The sequence below is a fragment of the Clavibacter sp. genome (genome assembly GCF_014802555.1).
GTDB lineage: Bacteria > Actinomycetota > Actinomycetes > Actinomycetales > Microbacteriaceae > Clavibacter > Clavibacter sepedonicus.
In genome coordinates this window covers 1-15,925 of record NZ_JAAVCB010000104.1, presented here as the reverse complement: position 1 = coordinate 15,925, position 15,925 = coordinate 1, and the positions used below count along the sequence as shown (strand labels likewise).

The window sequence follows — 15,925 nt, the reverse complement described above, 5'->3', positions numbered from 1 at the left end:
GAACGGGGCATTAGCGTGAGTCACGAAGACCTCCGGTGATGACGTGTGCTTGGTAACTCACATCGTCCCGGAGGTCTTCGCTATCCGCTCACGCGTTCACAACCTCCCGAGGAACTACACCTAGCCCGCGCTGGTCACCGCGGCGAGGGCGTCGTGAAGCTCCTTCGCTTCGGCGTCGTTGACGGAGACGACGAGTCGTCCGCCTCCCTCCAAGGGCACGCGCACGATGATGAGCCTGCCCTCCTTCACGGCCTCCATCGGTCCGTCGCCGGTCCTGGGCTTCATGGCTGCCATTCGGCTCCCCTTTCGTGGATGTGCATCCATTATCCCGCATGGACACGCCCCCCGATGAACGCGCGGCTCCGTGCTACGGCCGACGCGCCCCCGTCCGGGGGTGGAGGGGGCGCGGCGGGGCCGCCCGGAGGCGTCGCGGGTGCCGGATCACGGCGGCGTCCAATCGCCCGCGGTGGCGCGCCAGAACACGTCGATCCAGATCCACTGGCCGACGACCATGGCGACGACGACGGCGACCCGGTAGGCGCGCGCTCGCGGCACGGCGAGCGCCCCGGCCAGCGGGATCATGGGCAGCAGGAGGCGGAAGACGCTCGACTGCGGGAAGAAGACCGCGAAGAGGTACAGGCCGTAGGACGCGATCCAGATGCGGAGGTCGGGCCCGAGGGCGCGCACGGAGGGGCGCAGGAGGACCAGGACGAAGGCCGCCACGGCGAGCAGGACGGCGACGGTCCCGGCGATACCGCCGATCCAGACGTCGCCGGCGTCGAACCACGCCTCGAAGGGCACGAGGTGGCGGTAGCCGACGTAGGCCGCGCGCCAGGAGAGCTCCGTGTCGGTGTACGCCGTGAACGAGCCCGTGCGGATCCAGGCGATCACCGGCCAGGCGGCCCCTGAGGCGACGGCGGCGGTCGTGGCCAGCACGAGCCGGGCGCGCTCCGCGGGAGGGAACGGATCGCGACGGGCCGTGGCGATGCGATGCGCGCCGTGCAGCACCAGCGCCAGGGCGAAGGCGAGACCGAGGGGGCGGGTGAACGCCATGACGACCACGACGGGCGCGAGGAGCACGTAGCGCCGCTCGACCAGGAGCAGCAGGGCGGTGACGAGCAGGAGCGTCTGCAGGCTCTCCGCGTACGCGATCTGGAAGAGCGGCGAGACCGGGGCGACGCAGACGATGACGACCGCGGTGAGGGTCGACGACGGCGAGAGGAAGCGCGACAGCAGGCGGTGCAGCACGAGCACGGCACCGCCTCCCGCGATCACGGAGACCGCGACGGCGGCCACGTCGAAGGGTGCGCCCGTGGCGTCCTGGATGGCGCGCACGATGGCCGGGTAGACGGGCAGGAACGCCCACGGGTTCGACTGCACGTGGCCGGCGGCGTCGACGGGGAGCACGGTCGGGTAGCCGAAGGTCGCGATGTCGCGATACCAGCCGGCGTCCCAGAAGGTCGCGTACTGCAGGTAGGACGGCGACGCGGAGGCCCACGGGGTGCGGATCTGGCTGCGGGCCGAGATGAGCATCAGCACGGTCGTGAGGACGCGGCTGAGCGCGTAGACGCCGAGGACCGCCGCCCACCAGGGCAGGCGCCCCGCGGGTCGGGCGTCCGGGAGGTCGAGCGGCGCCGGGCGCCCGACCGGCCGGGTCAGCGCGCCGTCAGCCACGCCCGGAGGCCGCGCTCGCACGACACGATCTGGGTGACGTCGACGCGCTCGTCGTCGTGGTGGGCGAGGAGCGGGTCCCCGGGGCCGTAGTTCACAGCGGGGATGCCGAGGGCGCTGAACCGGGCGACGTCGGTCCAGCCGTACTTCGGGCGCGCCTCCCCGCCGACCGCTGCGAGGAACGGCTGCGCGATCTCGGCGTCGAGCCCCGGGCGGGCGCCCTCCGCGAGGTCGACGACCGTGACCTCGAAGCCGGGGAACAGGCCCCGGACGTGCTCGACGGCCTCGGCGCCGGATCGGCTCGGGGCGAAGCGGTAGTTGACGTGCACCATGGCCTCGTCCGGGATGACGTTGCCCGCGATGCCGCCCGAGACGCCGACGGCGTTGAGGCCCTCGCGGTAGACGAGGCCGTCGACCTCCACCTCGCGCGCCTCGTACGCGGCGAGCACGTCGAGCACGGGCGCGATCCGGTGGATGGCGTTCTCGCCGACCCAGGAGCGGGCCGAGTGCGAGCGCTTCCCGAAGGCGCGGACCTCGACGCGCAGGTTGCCGTTGCAGCCGCCCTCGATCTCCGCCCGGGTCGGCTCGCCGAGGATCGCGAAGTCGCCCTCGAGGAGCTCGGGGCGGGTGCGGGCCAGGCGGCCGAGGCCGTTGAGGCTGTCCGAGACCTCCTCGTGGTCGTACCAGATCCAGGTGATGTCGTAGGCGGGATCCGCGAGCTCGGCCGCGAGCACCAGCTGCACGGCGACGCCGGCCTTCATGTCGACCGTGCCGCGTCCCCAGAGGAACTCGACGCCGTCGTCGTGCTCGGTGCGCGTGGGCAGGTTGCGGTTGAGGGGCACGGTGTCGATGTGGCCGGCGATGACCACGCGGCGGTCGCGGCCGAGGCGCGTGCGCGCGACGACCGCGTCGCCGTCGCGCTCCAGCTCGAGGTGCGCGCAGCCGGCGAGGGCCCGCTCGATGGCGTCGGCGAGCGTCGCCTCGTCGCCGGAGACGGACTCGATGTCGCAGATCGCGCGCGTGACCTCGACGCTCCCCGCGGTGAGGTCCAGCTCGGGCACGGGCGGCGTCTCGGTCGGCATGCGGATCATCCTAGGTCGGCAGCGGGACGCGGTCCTGGGGAGGACCCGGGACGGCCCGCGGCGATCGGTACGCTGGCCGCATGGCCTCCCCCGCTTCGCCCTCGTCCGCCGCGCCCGCCTCCGCTCCCGCCTCCGGATCCGCATGGGGATACGGCCTCGCGACCGTCGCCTCCGACGGCACCGTGCTCGACACCTGGTTCCCGGCGCCCGAGCTCAGGTCGCTGCCCGCGGGCCGCGACCGCTGGATCGCGCCGGCGTGGATCGAGGAGCTCGCGGTGGCCGACCCGCGCCGCGGCGTGACGATCGACATCGTCACGGTCGAGATCGACCTGCAGACGCCCCCCACGTCGACGCCCGACGCGTACCTGCGCCTGCACCTGCTGAGCCACCTGCTCGTGGCGCCGAACACCATCGCGCTCGACGGGATCTTCGGCCACCTCCCCATCGTCGTGTGGACGAACGCGGGCCCCGTGCACCCCGACGACTTCGACCGGCTCCGGCCGGCGCTCCAGCGGGCCGGCATCGCCGCGCACGGCATCGACAAGTTCCCGCGCCTCCTCGACTACGTCACGCCCGACCGCGTCCGCATCGCCGACGCCTCCCGCGTCCGGCTCGGCGCGCACCTGGCGCCCGGCACCACCGTCATGCACGAGGGCTTCGTGAACTTCAACGCCGGCACGCTCGGCTCCTCCATGGTCGAGGGGCGGATCACCCAGGGCGTCGTCGTCGGCGACGGCTCGGACATCGGCGGCGGCGCGTCCATCATGGGCACGCTCTCGGGCGGCGGGACGCAGCGCGTCGTCATCGGCGAACGGGCGCTCCTCGGCGCCAACTCGGGCGTCGGCATCTCCATCGGCGACGACAGCGTCGTGGAGGCCGGCCTCTACGTGACCGCGGGCACCAAGGTCCGGCTCGCGGGCGAGGCGCCCGGGCCGGACGGCACGGTGCCGCAGGTGAAGGCCGTCGAGCTGTCGGGGCGGCCCGGGATCCTGTTCCGCCGCAACTCGCTCACGGGTGCCGTCGAGGCGGTCCCGCGGCGCGTCGGCGGGTCGATCCTCAACGAGGCGCTGCACGCGTAGCGCGAGCCGGGCGATCCGGCGGGACCCGGGTCCCGCTCAGCGCCGCAGCCCGCGACGACGCGGAACAGCGGGTGCGTCGGCGGGCGGGTCGATCCGCAGCACGTCGACCACGATCGCCGTCACGTTGTCGCGCCCGCCGTTCTCCAGCGCGTGCACGACGAGGTCGCGCACGGCCGTCGCCGCGTCGTCGGCGCGCAGCAGGTGCCCGCGGATCTCCGCGTCGGCCAGCTCCTTGGTCAGCCCGTCGGAGCAGACCAGCAGCCGCAGCCGCGCGGTGACGGGCAGCAGCCAGTAGTCCGCCTCGGCGGCGTCGCCCACGCCGACGGCCCGGGTGATGATGTTGCCGTCCGGGTGCCGGTCGGCCTGCGCGCGCGTGATGCGGCCGGCGTCCACCATCTCCTGCACGACGGAGTGGTCGACCGTGACCTGCTCGAGCACGTCGCCGCGGAGCTGGTACACCCGCGAGTCGCCGACGTTGAAGACGGCCCAGTACGGGCGATCCGACACGAGCGTGAGGCACGCTCCCGTGACGGTCGTGCCGGCGTGCAGCTCGAGGTCCCCGGTCTCCTCGCGGATGTCGCCGACGGCCAGGTCGAGCGCGGGCTCCACGCCCTCGGGATCCGCGAACCCGGAGTCGGCGAGCTCCTGCTCCTCGGCGAGGCGGCGGATGACGGCGTCGCTCGCCACGTCGCCCGCGGCGTGCCCGCCCATGCCGTCCGCCACCGCGAAGTACGGCACGGCGGCGAGCACGCTGTCCTCGTTGTGGTCGCGGCGGAGGCCGCGGTCGGTCATGGACGCCCAGCCGAGCACGAGCGTGCGGCCGTCGGGCAGGGCGAGGGCCGTCTCCGGGACGTCCGCTCCGATGGCGGTCATCGGGCGGACAGGATCTCGAGGACGACGCCGTCGCCGATGTCGATGCGCGTGCCGGGCACGACCACGAGCGACTCCCCCGGACGGAGCGCGAGGCGCTCGGCGCCGGGGGCGAGCACCACGGTGCCGTTGGTGGAGTCGAGGTCGGTCACGACGACGACGCCGGAGTCCTGCCGGATCCCGAGGTGCGTGCCGGAGATCTCACCGAGCGGGGAGGGCACGGCGACCAGCCGCGGTGCGGCGCCCCGGATGACGCGCGGCGGACGCGGGCGGCGGCCGACGACGGCGGGGACGTCGAGCGGGATCCTGTCGGGGACGTCGGCGTCCCCGTGCGGCACGCCGTCGTGCAGGACGCGGAAGGCGGGGACGACGCGCGGGGCGTCGGCGTCGGCGTCCTCGTGCGTCGCGGGCGCGGTGGGCATCGCGACGGTGGGGACGCCGGCGGATCCGGCGCGGGCGGCGGCATCGCGGGCGTCCGGTGCTCCCGTTCGCCCGACCGGATCCGCCGGCCCGGCGAGCACGGTGGCGACGAGACCGGGATCCACTGTCGGCACGGCGGCGCAGCGACCGGAGGGCGGGGCGTCACGGCGGTCGGCGGGACGTGCCGGCTCGCCGGAGCGCGCGTCGCTCGGTCGCGGATCGCCGAGGCGCCAGTGCACGGCGTCCGCGGCGACGGCGCCCGCGATGAGCGGGAGGCCTCCCGTCCGGTCCGCGGAGGCGTCCGCCTCGACGTCGGCCCGGCCGGCCCGGTAGGCCCGGTAGGCCCGCACCCGGTCGAGCGTCGCGAGGTAGAAGGGCTGGGCGCGCCGCGCATCGACCCGGCGGGGATCCGCGGCCCCGTCGACGTCGGCGTCCACGACCGCGTCGCCCCGGAGCACCACCTGCAGGCGCGCGCCCTCCGGACCGGCCGCCTCGTGCACGATCACGGCGAACGACGCGACCTCGTCGGCGCCCCGCAGAGGCAGCGCCGCGACGATCGCCTCGGCGGTGGCAGCCGGATCGGCGACGATGCGCCAGAGGTCGTCAACGATGCCCGCCGGCGCGCCCGCGGGCAGGAGCACCACGGCGCGGGGCGTGACGACCGCGATGCCGGCCGACCCCCCCCGGCGGCGGGAGAGGAACGGTGGGAGCCCTCGCTCACGTCATCGGCTCCATCGAGGATCGGCGCCCGGTCGGGCGGTCGGCGACGGGCCTCGGGCGGCCGGACGCGCTGACACGGATCCTACCGCGCGGGCAAGCTCCGGCAGAGGGGTGCGCCGGCCACCGGACAGCGTCCAGGTGCGGCGACGGGAGGGGCATCCGGGCTGTCGCGGTGGCCGGTCGCCGCGGATCCGGTTGCCCGGCCCCCGCCGGACTGCCATGCTCGGACGATGAGCACGCCGCAGCGCCCCTCCGCCCGCGGGCTCCCCATCGACGCGATCTCCCGCTCCATCGTCGACCAGCTGCGGGAGGACGGTCGCCGGTCGTACGCCGAGATCGGCAAGGCGGTGGGACTCAGCGAGGCCGCCGTCCGCCAGCGCGTGCAGAAGCTCACCGACGCGGGCGTGATCCGCATCGTCGCGCTCACCGATCCGCAGCAGCTCGGGCTCACTCGCCAGGCCATGATCGGGGTCACCGTGAGCGGCGACGTGCGCGTGGTCGCGGACGCCCTCGCGGCCATCCCGGCGGTCGACTACGTGGTCATGACGGCGGGCACGTTCGACCTCCTCGCCGAGGTGGTCTGCGAGGACGACGACGAGCTCGTCGAGCTGCTGAACGCCCGCATCCGCGGCCTGGAGGGAGTCGTGAGCACGGAGACGTTCGTCTACCCCAAGGTGCACACGCAGGACGGCCACGGGCGCTCCCGGTGACGGCGGAGCGCGTCTCCGCCTCCTCCCCCGACGGCAGCCGGCGCCGTCCCTCCCCCGACCGGGCGGTGGCCCCGCTGATCCGCACGGCCCGTCGTACGTTCGCCGCATGACCCCCTCCTCCGCTCCCGCCGTCGCCCCCGCGCGGCGGCCGGCATCCCCGCCTCGCGATGGCCGACCCGCGCCCGCCGCTCCCGACGCCGACCCGGGCTGCGCGCTGGCCCCCGCCGCCGGGACCCTCCCCCACGGCGCCGCGCTGCTCCGGGTGCCCTCCCCCGTCGGCCGCCTGGAGCTCGTGGCCGAGGGCGACCGCGTCGTCGCCCTCTCGATCGCCACAGTGGGCGTCCTGCCGCTCGACCATCTGGACGACCGGCCGACCCCCGTGCTCGCGGAGACGGCGCGGCAGCTGGACGAGTACTTCGCCGGCCGCCGCACGTCCTTCGAGGTACCGGTGCGGCTGACGGGGACCCCGTTCCAGGTCGCGGTCTGGGAGGCGCTCGCGCGCGTCCCGCACGGCGGCGTCACGACGTACGGCGCCCTCGCTCAGGCCGCCGGTCGGCCCAGCGGGGCCCGCGCGGTGGGCGGGGCCGTCGGCGCGAACCGGCTCTGCATCCTGGTCCCCTGCCATCGCGTGCTCGGCTCCGACGGGCGCGTCACCGGCTTCAGCGCCGGCGACGGGGTCGCCACGAAGGTCGGGCTTCTCGCGCTCGAGGGCTCGGTGCTGTCATGACGCGCCCATCGCTCGTGCTCGGCGACGACGGCGTCGCGCGCTGCGCCTGGTCCGCCGGCGACACGGAGTACCGCAGATACCACGACGAGGAGTGGGGCCGTCCGCTGCACGGAGACCGGCCGCTGTTCGAGAAGCTCTGCCTCGAGGGCTTCCAGGCGGGGCTGTCGTGGATCTCCATCCTCCGCAAGCGCCCGCACTTCCGCGAGGTCTTCCACGGCTTCGACGTCGACGCGGTCGCCGCCATGGACGACGGCGACGTCGAGCGGCTGATGGGCGACGCCGGGATCATCCGCAACCGCGCCAAGATCCTCGCGGCCGCCGGCAACGCACGCGCGGTGCGGGCCCTCGTCGACGAGCACGGGGACGGTGCCCTCGACCGCATGATCTGGGCGCATGCCCCCGATCCCCTGACCCGCTCCCGTCCGGCCACAGCCGACGAGATCCCCGCCGTCACGCCGGAGTCCACGGCCCTCAGCCGCGAGCTCAAGGCGCACGGACTCCGGTTCGTGGGCCCCACCACCGTCTACGCGCTCATGCAGTCATCGGGTCTCGTCGACGACCACGTCGTCGGCTGCCATCGGGCCGCCTGACCCCGGCGGCGTCAATGCGGCGCGGCGACCAGGACGAGCTCGCCGGTGTCACCGCGCGACAGCTCGATGCCGGTGCCCGCGGCCCAGTCGAGCAGCTCCGCCACGGATCCGAGATCGCGACCGGCGAGGATCAGATCGCGCACGAGCTCGCCCTTCGCCTTCTTGTTGAAGTGGTTGAGCGCCCGCACCGTGCCGTCCGCGCCGCGGGCGACCACCCGCACCACGGCGGAGTCCTCGTGACCGGGACGCGGTCCGAGGGCGGCGTACCCCTCGGAGCGCAGGTCGAGCACGAGACCCGGGATCCCCTCGAGCACGCGACGGACCGAGGCGACCCAGTGCGCCTTCATCCTCAGGCCCGGCACGCGGCTGTCGTGCGAGAGCCGGTAGGCCGGGATCGGGTCGGTCGCCCGGACGGGCCCGAGCAGGGCGGAGTGCACGGCGACGTGCCGACCGGCGAACGCGAGTTGCGCGGGATCCAGGGAGTCGGCGCCGATGGGGTCGTAGAGGACGCCCGTGTAGCGGCGGAGAGCCGGCATGGTCGGCGAGGTCTCGAGCACGCGGTTCCGCTCCACCTCTGCGGCCTGGCGCGGGCCGAGCTTGAGGGCGCGCGCCGCCGCCTCGGGATCCCGGGCGAGGTCGGCGACGGCCCGCACGACCGTTCGGCGCTCCTCCGTCAGCTCGGGGAAGGCGAGGAGGTCGAGGTCCAGGTGCGATCCCTCCGTCCCGCCGTCGCGCTTGGTCTCGGACGGGGGCAGCAGGACGAGCACGGGGCCTCCGGGATCGGGTGGCGGGACGGGATGGACGGGCGGAACGCGCGCCCGGACGCACGAAGGCGGACGGCCCCCGAGGGGACCGCCCGCCGTCGGACGGACGTGATGCTACGCGACCAGTGCGGCCTTGCGCGCGACCACGGTCACGTTGTCGTTCTCCACCGAGAGGAAGCCCTCGTCGGCGTCGGCCGTGATCACGGCGCCGCCGTCCTGCGTGATGCGGACGTTGCCGGTCGCGAGGATCGCCAGCAGGGGCTCGTGACCGGCCAGGATGCCGATCTCGCCCTCGCTGGTGCGCGCGACGACCATGGACGCCTGGCCCGACCAGACCTGCTGGTCGGCCGAGACCACGGTCACCGTGAGATCAGCGCGGGCCATGTCAGCCGTTCTCCTTCTGGATCTCGGACCAGCGGCGCTCGACATCGTCGAGGTCGCCGACGTTGAAGAACGCCTGCTCGGCGACGTGGTCGTAGTCGCCGTCGGCGATCTTCGAGAACGACTCGATGGTGTTCTTCAGCGGCACCGTGGAGCCCTCGACGCCCGTGAACTTCTTCGCCATGTACGTGTTCTGCGAGAGGAACTGCTGGATGCGGCGCGCACGCGACACCGTGACCTTGTCCTCCTCGGAGAGCTCGTCGACGCCGAGGATCGCGATGATCTCCTGCAGCTCCTTGTTTTTCTGCAGGATGGCCTTGACGCGGGTGGCCGTGTCGTAGTGCGCCTGGCCCAGGTACCGCGGGTCGAGGATGCGGCTGGTGGACGTCAGCGGGTCGACGGCCGGGTAGAGACCGCGCGAGGCGATCTCGCGGCTGAGCTCCGTGGTCGCGTCGAGGTGCGCGAACGTGGTGGCCGGTGCCGGGTCCGTGTAGTCGTCCGCGGGGACGTAGATGGCCTGCAGCGACGTGATGCTGTGGCCGCGGGTCGACGTGATGCGCTCCTGGAGCACGCCCATCTCGTCCGCGAGGTTCGGCTGGTAGCCCACCGCGGACGGCATGCGGCCGAGCAGCGTGGAGACCTCGGAGCCGGCCTGCGTGAAGCGGAAGATGTTGTCGATGAAGAGCAGCACGTCCTGGTTCTTCACGTCGCGGAAGTACTCCGCCATCGTGAGCGCGGACAGGGCGACGCGGAGGCGCGTTCCCGGCGGCTCGTCCATCTGGCCGAAGACCAACGCGGTTTTGTCGAAGACGCCGGCCTCCTCCATCTCCATGATGAGGTCGTTGCCCTCGCGGGTGCGCTCGCCGACTCCGGCGAACACGGACACTCCGCCGTGGTCCTGCGCGACGCGCTGGATCATCTCCTGGATGAGGACGGTCTTGCCGACGCCCGCGCCGCCGAACAGGCCGATCTTGCCGCCCTGCACGTACGGGGTGAGGAGGTCGATGACCTTGATGCCGGTCTCGAACAGCTGCGTCTTGGACTCGAGCTGGTCGAACATCGGGGGCTTGCGGTGGATGGGCCAGCGCTCGGTGATCTCGATGGGCTCACCACCCTCGTTGTTGAGGATGTCGCCGGTGACGTTGAAGACCTTGCCCTTGGTGATGTCGCCGACGGGCACCGAGATGGCGGCGCCCGTGTCGCGCACCTCCTGGCCGCGGACGAGGCCGTCCGTGGGCTTCAGGGCGATGGCGCGCACGACGTCGTCGCCGAGGTGCAGCGCGATCTCGAGCGTGATCTCCGTCGAGTCCTCGCCGATCGTGATCGTGGTCTTGAGGGCGTTGTAGACCGGGGGGATCGAGTCATGCGGGAACTCGATGTCCACGACCGGGCCGGTGACGCGGACGATGCGTCCGACGCCGGCCACGCTGTCGCTGGCGACCGGCCGAGTGGCGGTGTCAGTCATTGATGTCTCTCTTCTTCATTCGTGGAGCAGGAGTGTTACTTGCTGGAGGCGAGCGCGTCCGCGCCGCCGACGATCTCGGAGATCTGCTGCGTGATCTCGGTCTGGCGCGCGTTGTTCCGCAGCCGCGTGTAGGTGGTCACGAGCTTGTCAGCGTTGTCGCTCGCCGACTTCATGGCCTTCTGGCGCGCGGCGTGCTCGGAGGCGGCCGACTGCAGCATCGCGTTGAAGATGCGGCTCTCGATGTAGACGGGGAGCAGCGCGTCGAGAACGTCGCCCACCTCGGGCTCGAACTCGTAGAGCGGCAGGACGGCACCCTCGACGGGCGCCTCCACCCCCTCGACGACCTCGAGCGGCAGCAGGCGGACGACCTCCGGCTTCTGCGTGGCGATCGACACGAAGCGGTTGAAGACGATGTGGATCTCGTCCACGCCGCCCTCGGACGCCGGCGTCACGAACTTCTCCACGAGCGCGTCGCCGATCGACTTCGCGGTCTCGAACTCGGGCTTCTCCGTGCTGCCGGTCCAGATGCGCTCCGAATCCCGCTTGCGGAACTTGAAGTACCCGACGGCCTTGCGGCCCACCAGGTAGTAGACGATCTCCTTGCCCTGCGAACGGAGGAGCTCGGCGAGCTGCTCCGACTCCTTCAGGACGCTGGAGCTGAACGCGCCGGCGAGGCCGCGGTCGGAGGCGAAGATGACGATCGCCGCCCGCTCCACCTTCTCGGGCTCGGTCGTGAGGATGTGGTCGACGTTGGAGAACGTCGCCACCGCCGAGACCGCGCGCGTGACGGCGCGGGAGTACGGCGCGGACGCCGCCATCCGCTGCTGCGCCTTCTGGATGCGCGACGCGGAGATCAGCTCCATCGCGCGGGTGATCTTCTTCGTCGTCTGCGCGGACTTGATCTTCTGCGTGTAGACCCGGAGTTGCGCTCCCATTGGTCTCCCTATCGGTCTCGGTCGGTGGCGGATCGGTGGGACAAGCGCGTCAGCGCTTGCCCTTGACGATCTGCTCCTGGTTGACGTCCTCGGCCTTGGCGGGCTCGAACTTCTCGGATCCGACGGAGGCGAGCGGCTTGCCCTCGCCCGTCTGGAACTCGAGCTTGAACCGGTCCACGGCCTTGTCCATCGCGTCGATGATGTCGTCGGTGAGGACGTTCTTCTCCTTGAGCTGCGACAGCACCTCCGTGTTGCGGTGGAGGTGGTCGAGCAGCTCGCGCTCGAAGCGGAGGATGTCCTCGACGGGCACCTCGTCGAGCTTGCCCTTCGTGCCCGCCCAGATCGAGACGACCTGCTCCTCGATGGGGAACGGCGAGTACTGGGGCTGCTTGAGCAGCTCCGTCAGGCGCGCGCCACGGGCGAGCTGGCGACGGCTGGCCGCGTCGAGGTCGGACGCGAAGATCGCGAACGCCTCGAGGGAGCGGTACTGCGCGAGCTCGAGCTTGAGCGTGCCGGAGACCTTCTTGATGCTCTTCACCTGCGCGTCGCCGCCGACGCGGGACACCGAGATGCCGACGTCGACCGCGGGACGCTGGTTGGCGTTGAAGAGGTCGGACTGCAGGAAGATCTGGCCGTCGGTGATCGAGATCACGTTGGTCGGGATGTACGCCGAGACGTCGTTCGCCTTCGTCTCGATGATGGGCAGGCCCGTCATCGATCCGGCGCCCAGCTCGTCCGAGAGCTTGGCGCAGCGCTCGAGCAGGCGGGAGTGCAGGTAGAAGACGTCGCCGGGGTACGCCTCGCGTCCCGGCGGACGACGCAGAAGGAGCGAGACAGCGCGGTAGGCCTCGGCCTGCTTGGACAGGTCGTCGAAGATGATGAGGACGTGCTTGCCGCCGTACATCCAGTGCTGGCCGATGGCCGAGCCGGTGTAGGGAGCGAGGTACTTGAAGCCGGCGGGGTCGGACGCGGGGGACGCGACGATGGTCGTGTACTCCATGGCGCCGGCCTCCTCGAGGGCGCCGCGCACCGAGGCGATGGTGGAGCCCTTCTGGCCGATGGCGACGTAGATGCAGCGGACCTGCTTGTTCGTGTCGCCCGACTCCCAGTTGGCCTTCTGGTTGATGATCGTGTCGATCGCGATGGCCGTCTTGCCGGTCTGGCGGTCGCCGATGATGAGCTGGCGCTGGCCGCGGCCGATCGGGATCATGGCGTCGATGGCCTTGATGCCGGTCTGCATGGGCTCGTGCACGCTCTTGCGCTGCATGACGCCGGGTGCCTGGAGCTCGAGGGCGCGGCGGCCCTCGTTCGCGATCTCGCCCTGGCCGTCGATGGGGTTGCCCAGCGGGTCCACGACGCGGCCGAGGTAGCCGTCGCCGACGGGGACGGAGAGCACCTCGCCGGTGCGGCGCACCTCCATGCCCTCCTCGATGCCGGCGAACTCGCCGAGCACGATGACGCCGATCTCGCTCTCCTCCAGGTTCTGGGCGAGGCCCAGGGTCCCGTCGGCGAACGTGATGAGCTCGTTGGCCATGACGCCGGGCAGGCCCTGCACGTGGGCGATTCCGTCGCCCGCGTCGAGCACGTAGCCGACCTCGGTGGTCGAGGCCTTGCCGGGCTCGTAGGACTGCACGAAGTCCTTGAGCGCGTCCCGGATCTCGTCGGGGCTGATCGAAAGTTCTGCCATCTTCTTTCCCTTTGCATTCACGGGAGCCTGCGGCCCCCGAGGTGACGCCCGCCGGTCAGGCGAACTGGAGTCTCAAATCGTTGATCCTGGTGGCGACGCTGCCGTCGATGACGTCGTCGCCGATCTGGACGCGGAGGCCGCCGACGAGATCGCGGTCCACGACCTGGTTCAGCTCGATCCGCCGGGAGTACCGGCGGCTCAGCGCCTGCGCCAGGCGCTCCGACTGCTCGGGCGACAGGGGCGAGGCGACGCTGACCGTGGCGATGGTGAGGCCCGCCTGGTCGGCGACGAGGGTGGCGGCGTGACGGACGAGCTCCCCGATGCGGCGGCCGCGGGGCTGCTGCACGAGCTGCTCGACGATGACGACCGTCTGCTCCGATGCCCGGCCGTCGAGGAGACGGTGGACGAGCGTCGACTTGGCCTCGGGGTCGCCCAGCTTGTCCCCGAACGCCAGCTCGAGGCCGTCGTCGGTGGACACGGCGCGGCCGAACGTGAACAGCTCGGACTCGACGGGCGTGCCCTCGGGCGCCGAGATCGCCACGGCGCGGATGCCGAGCTCCTCGATGCCCGCCAGCAGCTCGTCGTGCGACGACCAGCGGCCGTCGACGACCGCGCGGAGGACGCGGAGCGTCGGCTCCTGCACGGTGGCGCCGAAGACCCGGTCCACGATGCTGTGCTTGACCTCCGGCGCGATGCCGGTGTCCGCCAGCGCGGAGAGCAGGTGCGTGGATCCGCCGATGGCGCGGCCGGCTCCGAGGAGCTGACCGGCCGTCGACAGGTCGACGCCCCCGAGCTCCGCGAGGACGCGGCGTGCCGAGTCCAGCGATGCGCGCGATGCACTGCCCATCAGCTGGCGGATCCCGTCCTGCCGGCGGTCTCGCTGGCCTCCAGGTCGGCGAGGAACCGGTCGACGAGCGCGGTGGAGCGCTGGTCGTCCGCGAGGCTCTGGCCGATGACGCCCGACGCGAGGTCGATCGCGAGCGATCCAACCTCGGAGCGGAGCGAGACGACCGCCTGCTGGCGCTCCGCCTCGATCTGCTGCGTGCCGCTCGCGGTGATCCGGGCGGCGTCGGCCGTGGCCTGCTCCTTGATCTCCGCGGCGATCACCGAGGCGTCGACACGGGCCTGCTCGCGGATGCGACCGGCCTCCGCGCGTGCCTCGACGAGCTGCGCGGTGAGCTCGGCCTTCGCGGCGTCGGCTTCCGCCTGCGCGCGCTCGGCCTTCTCGATGCCGCCGGCGATCGCCTCGGTGCGGCCGTCGAGCATGGCGTAGACGCGCGGGAGCGCGTACTTCCAGATGACGACCAGGAGGACGACGAACACGACCGCCGACCACACGATGTCGTAGACCGCGGGTAGGAGGATGCTCGGCGCTTCTTCACCTGCCGCCATCACGTTGTGGGGCGTGAGCATGTGCGTCTCCCCTAGTTGGTGAAGATGAAGTAGGTCGCGAGGCCGATGAGCGCGAGCGCCTCGGAGAACGCGATGCCGAGGAACATCGTGGTGCGGAGGCTGCCGGCCATCTCAGGCTGGCGGGCCATGGCCTCGACGGTCTTGCCGGCGACGATCCCGACACCGATGCCGGGGCCGATCGCTGCGAGGCCGTAGCCGACGGTCGCGATGTTGCCGGTGATCTCGGCGGTGATGATGGGGTCCACTGGGGGTTCCTTCCGGTTGGGTGATCTCGTCGGTGGACGAGATCGCTTAGTGCTCCTCCGCCACGGCCATCTGGATGTAGACGGCGGTGAGGAGGGCGAAGATGTAGGCCTGCAGGACGGCGACGAGCAGCTCGAAGAGCGTGAACGCGAATCCGAGGACGAGGGTGCCGGCGCCCAGGATCTTGAGCGCGCCCTGCGCCTCGAAGAGGAAGAACCACGTCGCGGAGAAGCAGAGCACCAGCAGGAGGTGCCCCACGAGCATGTTCATCAGGAGTCGGAGCGTGAGCGCGACCGGCCGGATGATGAACGTCGAGAGGAACTCGATGGGCGTGAGGAGCAGGTAGACCGGCTTCGGCGCCCCGGCGGGGAACAGCGTGTTCTTGAAGAACATCACGCCCCGGTCCTTGATGCCGGCGTAGATGAACGTGACGTACGCCACGAGCGCCAGCAGGAGCGGGAGGCCGATGACCGAGGTGCCGGCGATGTTGAGGAAGGGGACGACGCCCGTGAGGTCCATGCCGAGGACCAGGAAGAAGATGGTCATGATGATCGGCAGGAATCGACGGCCGTCCTTCTTACCGAGGATGTCCTCCGCGATGTTGACGCGGACGAAGTCGACGCCCATCTCGACGAGGTTCTGGCCGCGGCCGGGCACCAGCGCGAGCTTGCGCGTGCCGACGACGAACAGGACGACGAGGACCGCCATCACCAGGAGCCTGATGAGCATGATGCGGTTGAGGTCGAAGCCCGTGCCCTCGAAGAAGGCGATCGGCGGGAAGAACTCCTCGAGCGTGGGAGCGTGGAACCCCTCACCCGAGTCTTCAGCGGCGAGGGTGATGATGCTGGGTGCAGCGGTGGCTAACAGCGCTATCTCCTGTTTCGGGGCGTGGAGCGCGAACTCTCGCGGCGACGAACGGATGGGGTGAGAAGACGCCGGCGTGAGGTGGAACTGGGCACGGCCCGACGGGAATCGTCACGAAAGAGACTATCAACAATGAGGGTGCCCTGACTAATCGCGTCCCCTCTTCCGGCGCCCGAGGGCGCGCGGCTAGCTGTACTGGGTCATGACGTTGGTGACACTCGGGCCGCGGGCGTGAGCCCGTGGCTCGAGTGGATCCGTTCAGTGTTGTAGTGCTCGATGAAGGGGTCAAGCGCGTCGGCCCGGT

General features: G+C 71.7%; 18 protein-coding genes and 1 pseudogene. 4 read left to right on the top strand and 15 right to left on the bottom strand.

Going from position 1 to position 15,925, the window contains the following annotated elements:
- Positions 1 to 120: 120 nt before the first annotated feature.
- The 3 genes from HDR73_RS11485 to dapE all read right to left on the bottom strand — a co-directional run bounded on the left by HDR73_RS11485 (position 121) and on the right by dapE (position 2,753).
- On the bottom strand, positions 121 to 294 hold the full coding sequence (locus tag HDR73_RS11485; RefSeq protein WP_012299247.1) for a DUF3117 domain-containing protein: 174 nt from the start codon (positions 292 to 294) through the stop codon (positions 121 to 123).
- A 147-nt stretch (positions 295 to 441) separates the two neighbouring features.
- On the bottom strand, positions 442 to 1,674 hold the full coding sequence (locus HDR73_RS11480; RefSeq protein WP_012299248.1) for a hypothetical protein: 1,233 nt from the start codon (positions 1,672 to 1,674) through the stop codon (positions 442 to 444).
- The gene (gene dapE, locus HDR73_RS11475; protein WP_041464590.1) at positions 1,656 to 2,753 is read right to left on the bottom strand and encodes a succinyl-diaminopimelate desuccinylase; all 1,098 of its coding nucleotides are present in this window, start codon (positions 2,751 to 2,753) and stop codon (positions 1,656 to 1,658) included. Before dapE ends, HDR73_RS11480 begins: the two co-directional genes overlap by 19 nt.
- Before the next feature lie 80 nt (positions 2,754 to 2,833).
- Here dapE and dapD point away from each other — a divergent pair, with 80 nt between their 5' ends.
- Entirely contained in the window at positions 2,834 to 3,832 is a 999-nt protein-coding gene (gene dapD / locus HDR73_RS11470; RefSeq protein WP_041464591.1) for a 2,3,4,5-tetrahydropyridine-2,6-dicarboxylate N-succinyltransferase, read from the top strand.
- 36 nt (positions 3,833 to 3,868) lie between these two features.
- On the opposite strand, the gene HDR73_RS11465 is transcribed toward dapD, so the two are convergent.
- Positions 3,869 to 4,705, bottom strand: coding sequence for a PP2C family protein-serine/threonine phosphatase (locus tag HDR73_RS11465; protein WP_041464592.1), 837 nt, complete (start codon positions 4,703 to 4,705; stop codon positions 3,869 to 3,871).
- On the bottom strand, positions 4,702 to 5,766 hold the full coding sequence (locus tag HDR73_RS11460; protein ID WP_287136447.1) for an FHA domain-containing protein: 1,065 nt from the start codon (positions 5,764 to 5,766) through the stop codon (positions 4,702 to 4,704). The genes HDR73_RS11465 and HDR73_RS11460 overlap by 4 nt, the downstream gene beginning before the upstream one ends.
- Positions 5,767 to 6,072: 306 nt before the next feature.
- Here HDR73_RS11460 and HDR73_RS11455 point away from each other — a divergent pair, with 306 nt between their 5' ends.
- From HDR73_RS11455 to HDR73_RS11445, 3 genes are all read left to right on the top strand, one after another.
- A complete protein-coding gene (locus HDR73_RS11455) occupies positions 6,073 to 6,552 on the top strand; it encodes an Lrp/AsnC family transcriptional regulator (protein ID WP_012299253.1) in 480 nt (159 codons plus the stop codon).
- A gap of 106 nt (positions 6,553 to 6,658) precedes the next feature.
- Complete coding sequence (locus HDR73_RS11450) at positions 6,659 to 7,279, top strand: methylated-DNA--[protein]-cysteine S-methyltransferase (RefSeq protein ID WP_012299254.1); 621 nt, start codon at positions 6,659 to 6,661, stop codon at positions 7,277 to 7,279.
- Positions 7,276 to 7,869 carry a DNA-3-methyladenine glycosylase I gene (locus tag HDR73_RS11445; protein WP_041464593.1) on the top strand — a complete coding sequence of 198 codons (594 nt, stop codon included), beginning with the start codon at positions 7,276 to 7,278 and terminating at the stop codon, positions 7,867 to 7,869. The genes HDR73_RS11450 and HDR73_RS11445 overlap by 4 nt, the downstream gene beginning before the upstream one ends.
- An 11-nt stretch (positions 7,870 to 7,880) precedes the next feature.
- Here the strand turns inward: HDR73_RS11445 and yaaA are convergent, their stop codons facing one another.
- The 10 genes and pseudogenes from yaaA to HDR73_RS11395 form a co-directional block, all read right to left on the bottom strand.
- Entirely contained in the window at positions 7,881 to 8,636 is a 756-nt protein-coding gene (gene yaaA / locus HDR73_RS11440; protein WP_012299256.1) for a peroxide stress protein YaaA, read from the bottom strand.
- 111 nt (positions 8,637 to 8,747) lie between these two features.
- Entirely contained in the window at positions 8,748 to 9,017 is a 270-nt protein-coding gene (locus HDR73_RS11435) for a F0F1 ATP synthase subunit epsilon (RefSeq protein WP_012037856.1), read from the bottom strand.
- A 1-nt stretch (position 9,018) separates the two neighbouring features.
- Positions 9,019 to 10,479, bottom strand: a complete 1,461-nt coding sequence (gene atpD / locus HDR73_RS11430) for a F0F1 ATP synthase subunit beta (RefSeq protein WP_012299257.1) — start codon at positions 10,477 to 10,479, stop codon at positions 9,019 to 9,021.
- Between the two features lie 35 nt (positions 10,480 to 10,514).
- Positions 10,515 to 11,414, bottom strand: coding sequence for a F0F1 ATP synthase subunit gamma (locus tag HDR73_RS11425; protein WP_012299258.1), 900 nt, complete (start codon positions 11,412 to 11,414; stop codon positions 10,515 to 10,517).
- A 49-nt stretch (positions 11,415 to 11,463) separates the two neighbouring features.
- Positions 11,464 to 13,101, bottom strand: a complete 1,638-nt coding sequence (gene atpA, locus HDR73_RS11420; RefSeq protein ID WP_041464594.1) for a F0F1 ATP synthase subunit alpha — start codon at positions 13,099 to 13,101, stop codon at positions 11,464 to 11,466.
- Positions 13,102 to 13,156: 55 nt separating this feature from the next.
- A complete protein-coding gene (locus HDR73_RS11415) occupies positions 13,157 to 13,948 on the bottom strand; it encodes a F0F1 ATP synthase subunit delta (RefSeq protein ID WP_012299260.1) in 792 nt (263 codons plus the stop codon).
- Positions 13,948 to 14,514, bottom strand: a complete 567-nt coding sequence (locus tag HDR73_RS11410; protein WP_041464595.1) for a F0F1 ATP synthase subunit B — start codon at positions 14,512 to 14,514, stop codon at positions 13,948 to 13,950. Before HDR73_RS11410 ends, HDR73_RS11415 begins: the two co-directional genes overlap by 1 nt.
- A gap of 11 nt (positions 14,515 to 14,525) precedes the next feature.
- Positions 14,526 to 14,759, bottom strand: a complete 234-nt coding sequence (locus HDR73_RS11405) for an ATP synthase F0 subunit C (RefSeq protein WP_012299262.1) — start codon at positions 14,757 to 14,759, stop codon at positions 14,526 to 14,528.
- 46 nt (positions 14,760 to 14,805) lie between these two features.
- A complete protein-coding gene (atpB, locus tag HDR73_RS11400) occupies positions 14,806 to 15,630 on the bottom strand; it encodes a F0F1 ATP synthase subunit A (protein ID WP_479723274.1) in 825 nt (274 codons plus the stop codon).
- Positions 15,631 to 15,821: 191 nt separating this feature from the next.
- Positions 15,822 to 15,925: pseudogene (locus HDR73_RS11395) on the bottom strand (IS481 family transposase); the annotation flags it as partial.

Excerpts from the sequence above, each read along its gene's own strand:
- dapE (WP_041464590.1), bottom strand. The coding sequence starts at position 2,753 with ATGCCGACCGAGACGCCGCCCGTGCCCGAGCTGGACCTCACCGCGGGG.
- HDR73_RS11465 (WP_041464592.1), bottom strand. The coding sequence starts at position 4,705 with ATGACCGCCATCGGAGCGGACGTCCCGGAGACGGCCCTCGCCCTGCCC.
- HDR73_RS11455 (WP_012299253.1), top strand. The coding sequence starts at position 6,073 with ATGAGCACGCCGCAGCGCCCCTCCGCCCGCGGGCTCCCCATCGACGCG.
- HDR73_RS11410 (WP_041464595.1), bottom strand. The coding sequence starts at position 14,514 with ATGCTCACGCCCCACAACGTGATGGCGGCAGGTGAAGAAGCGCCGAGC.
- HDR73_RS11415 (WP_012299260.1), bottom strand. The coding sequence starts at position 13,948 with ATGGGCAGTGCATCGCGCGCATCGCTGGACTCGGCACGCCGCGTCCTC.
- atpA (WP_041464594.1), bottom strand. The coding sequence starts at position 13,101 with ATGGCAGAACTTTCGATCAGCCCCGACGAGATCCGGGACGCGCTCAAG.
- HDR73_RS11485 (WP_012299247.1), bottom strand. The coding sequence starts at position 294 with ATGGCAGCCATGAAGCCCAGGACCGGCGACGGACCGATGGAGGCCGTG.
- atpD (WP_012299257.1), bottom strand. The coding sequence starts at position 10,479 with ATGACTGACACCGCCACTCGGCCGGTCGCCAGCGACAGCGTGGCCGGC.
- HDR73_RS11445 (WP_041464593.1), top strand. The coding sequence starts at position 7,276 with ATGACGCGCCCATCGCTCGTGCTCGGCGACGACGGCGTCGCGCGCTGC.
- HDR73_RS11435 (WP_012037856.1), bottom strand. The coding sequence starts at position 9,017 with ATGGCCCGCGCTGATCTCACGGTGACCGTGGTCTCGGCCGACCAGCAG.
- dapD (WP_041464591.1), top strand. The coding sequence starts at position 2,834 with ATGGCCTCCCCCGCTTCGCCCTCGTCCGCCGCGCCCGCCTCCGCTCCC.
- HDR73_RS11450 (WP_012299254.1), top strand. The coding sequence starts at position 6,659 with ATGACCCCCTCCTCCGCTCCCGCCGTCGCCCCCGCGCGGCGGCCGGCA.
- HDR73_RS11425 (WP_012299258.1), bottom strand. The coding sequence starts at position 11,414 with ATGGGAGCGCAACTCCGGGTCTACACGCAGAAGATCAAGTCCGCGCAG.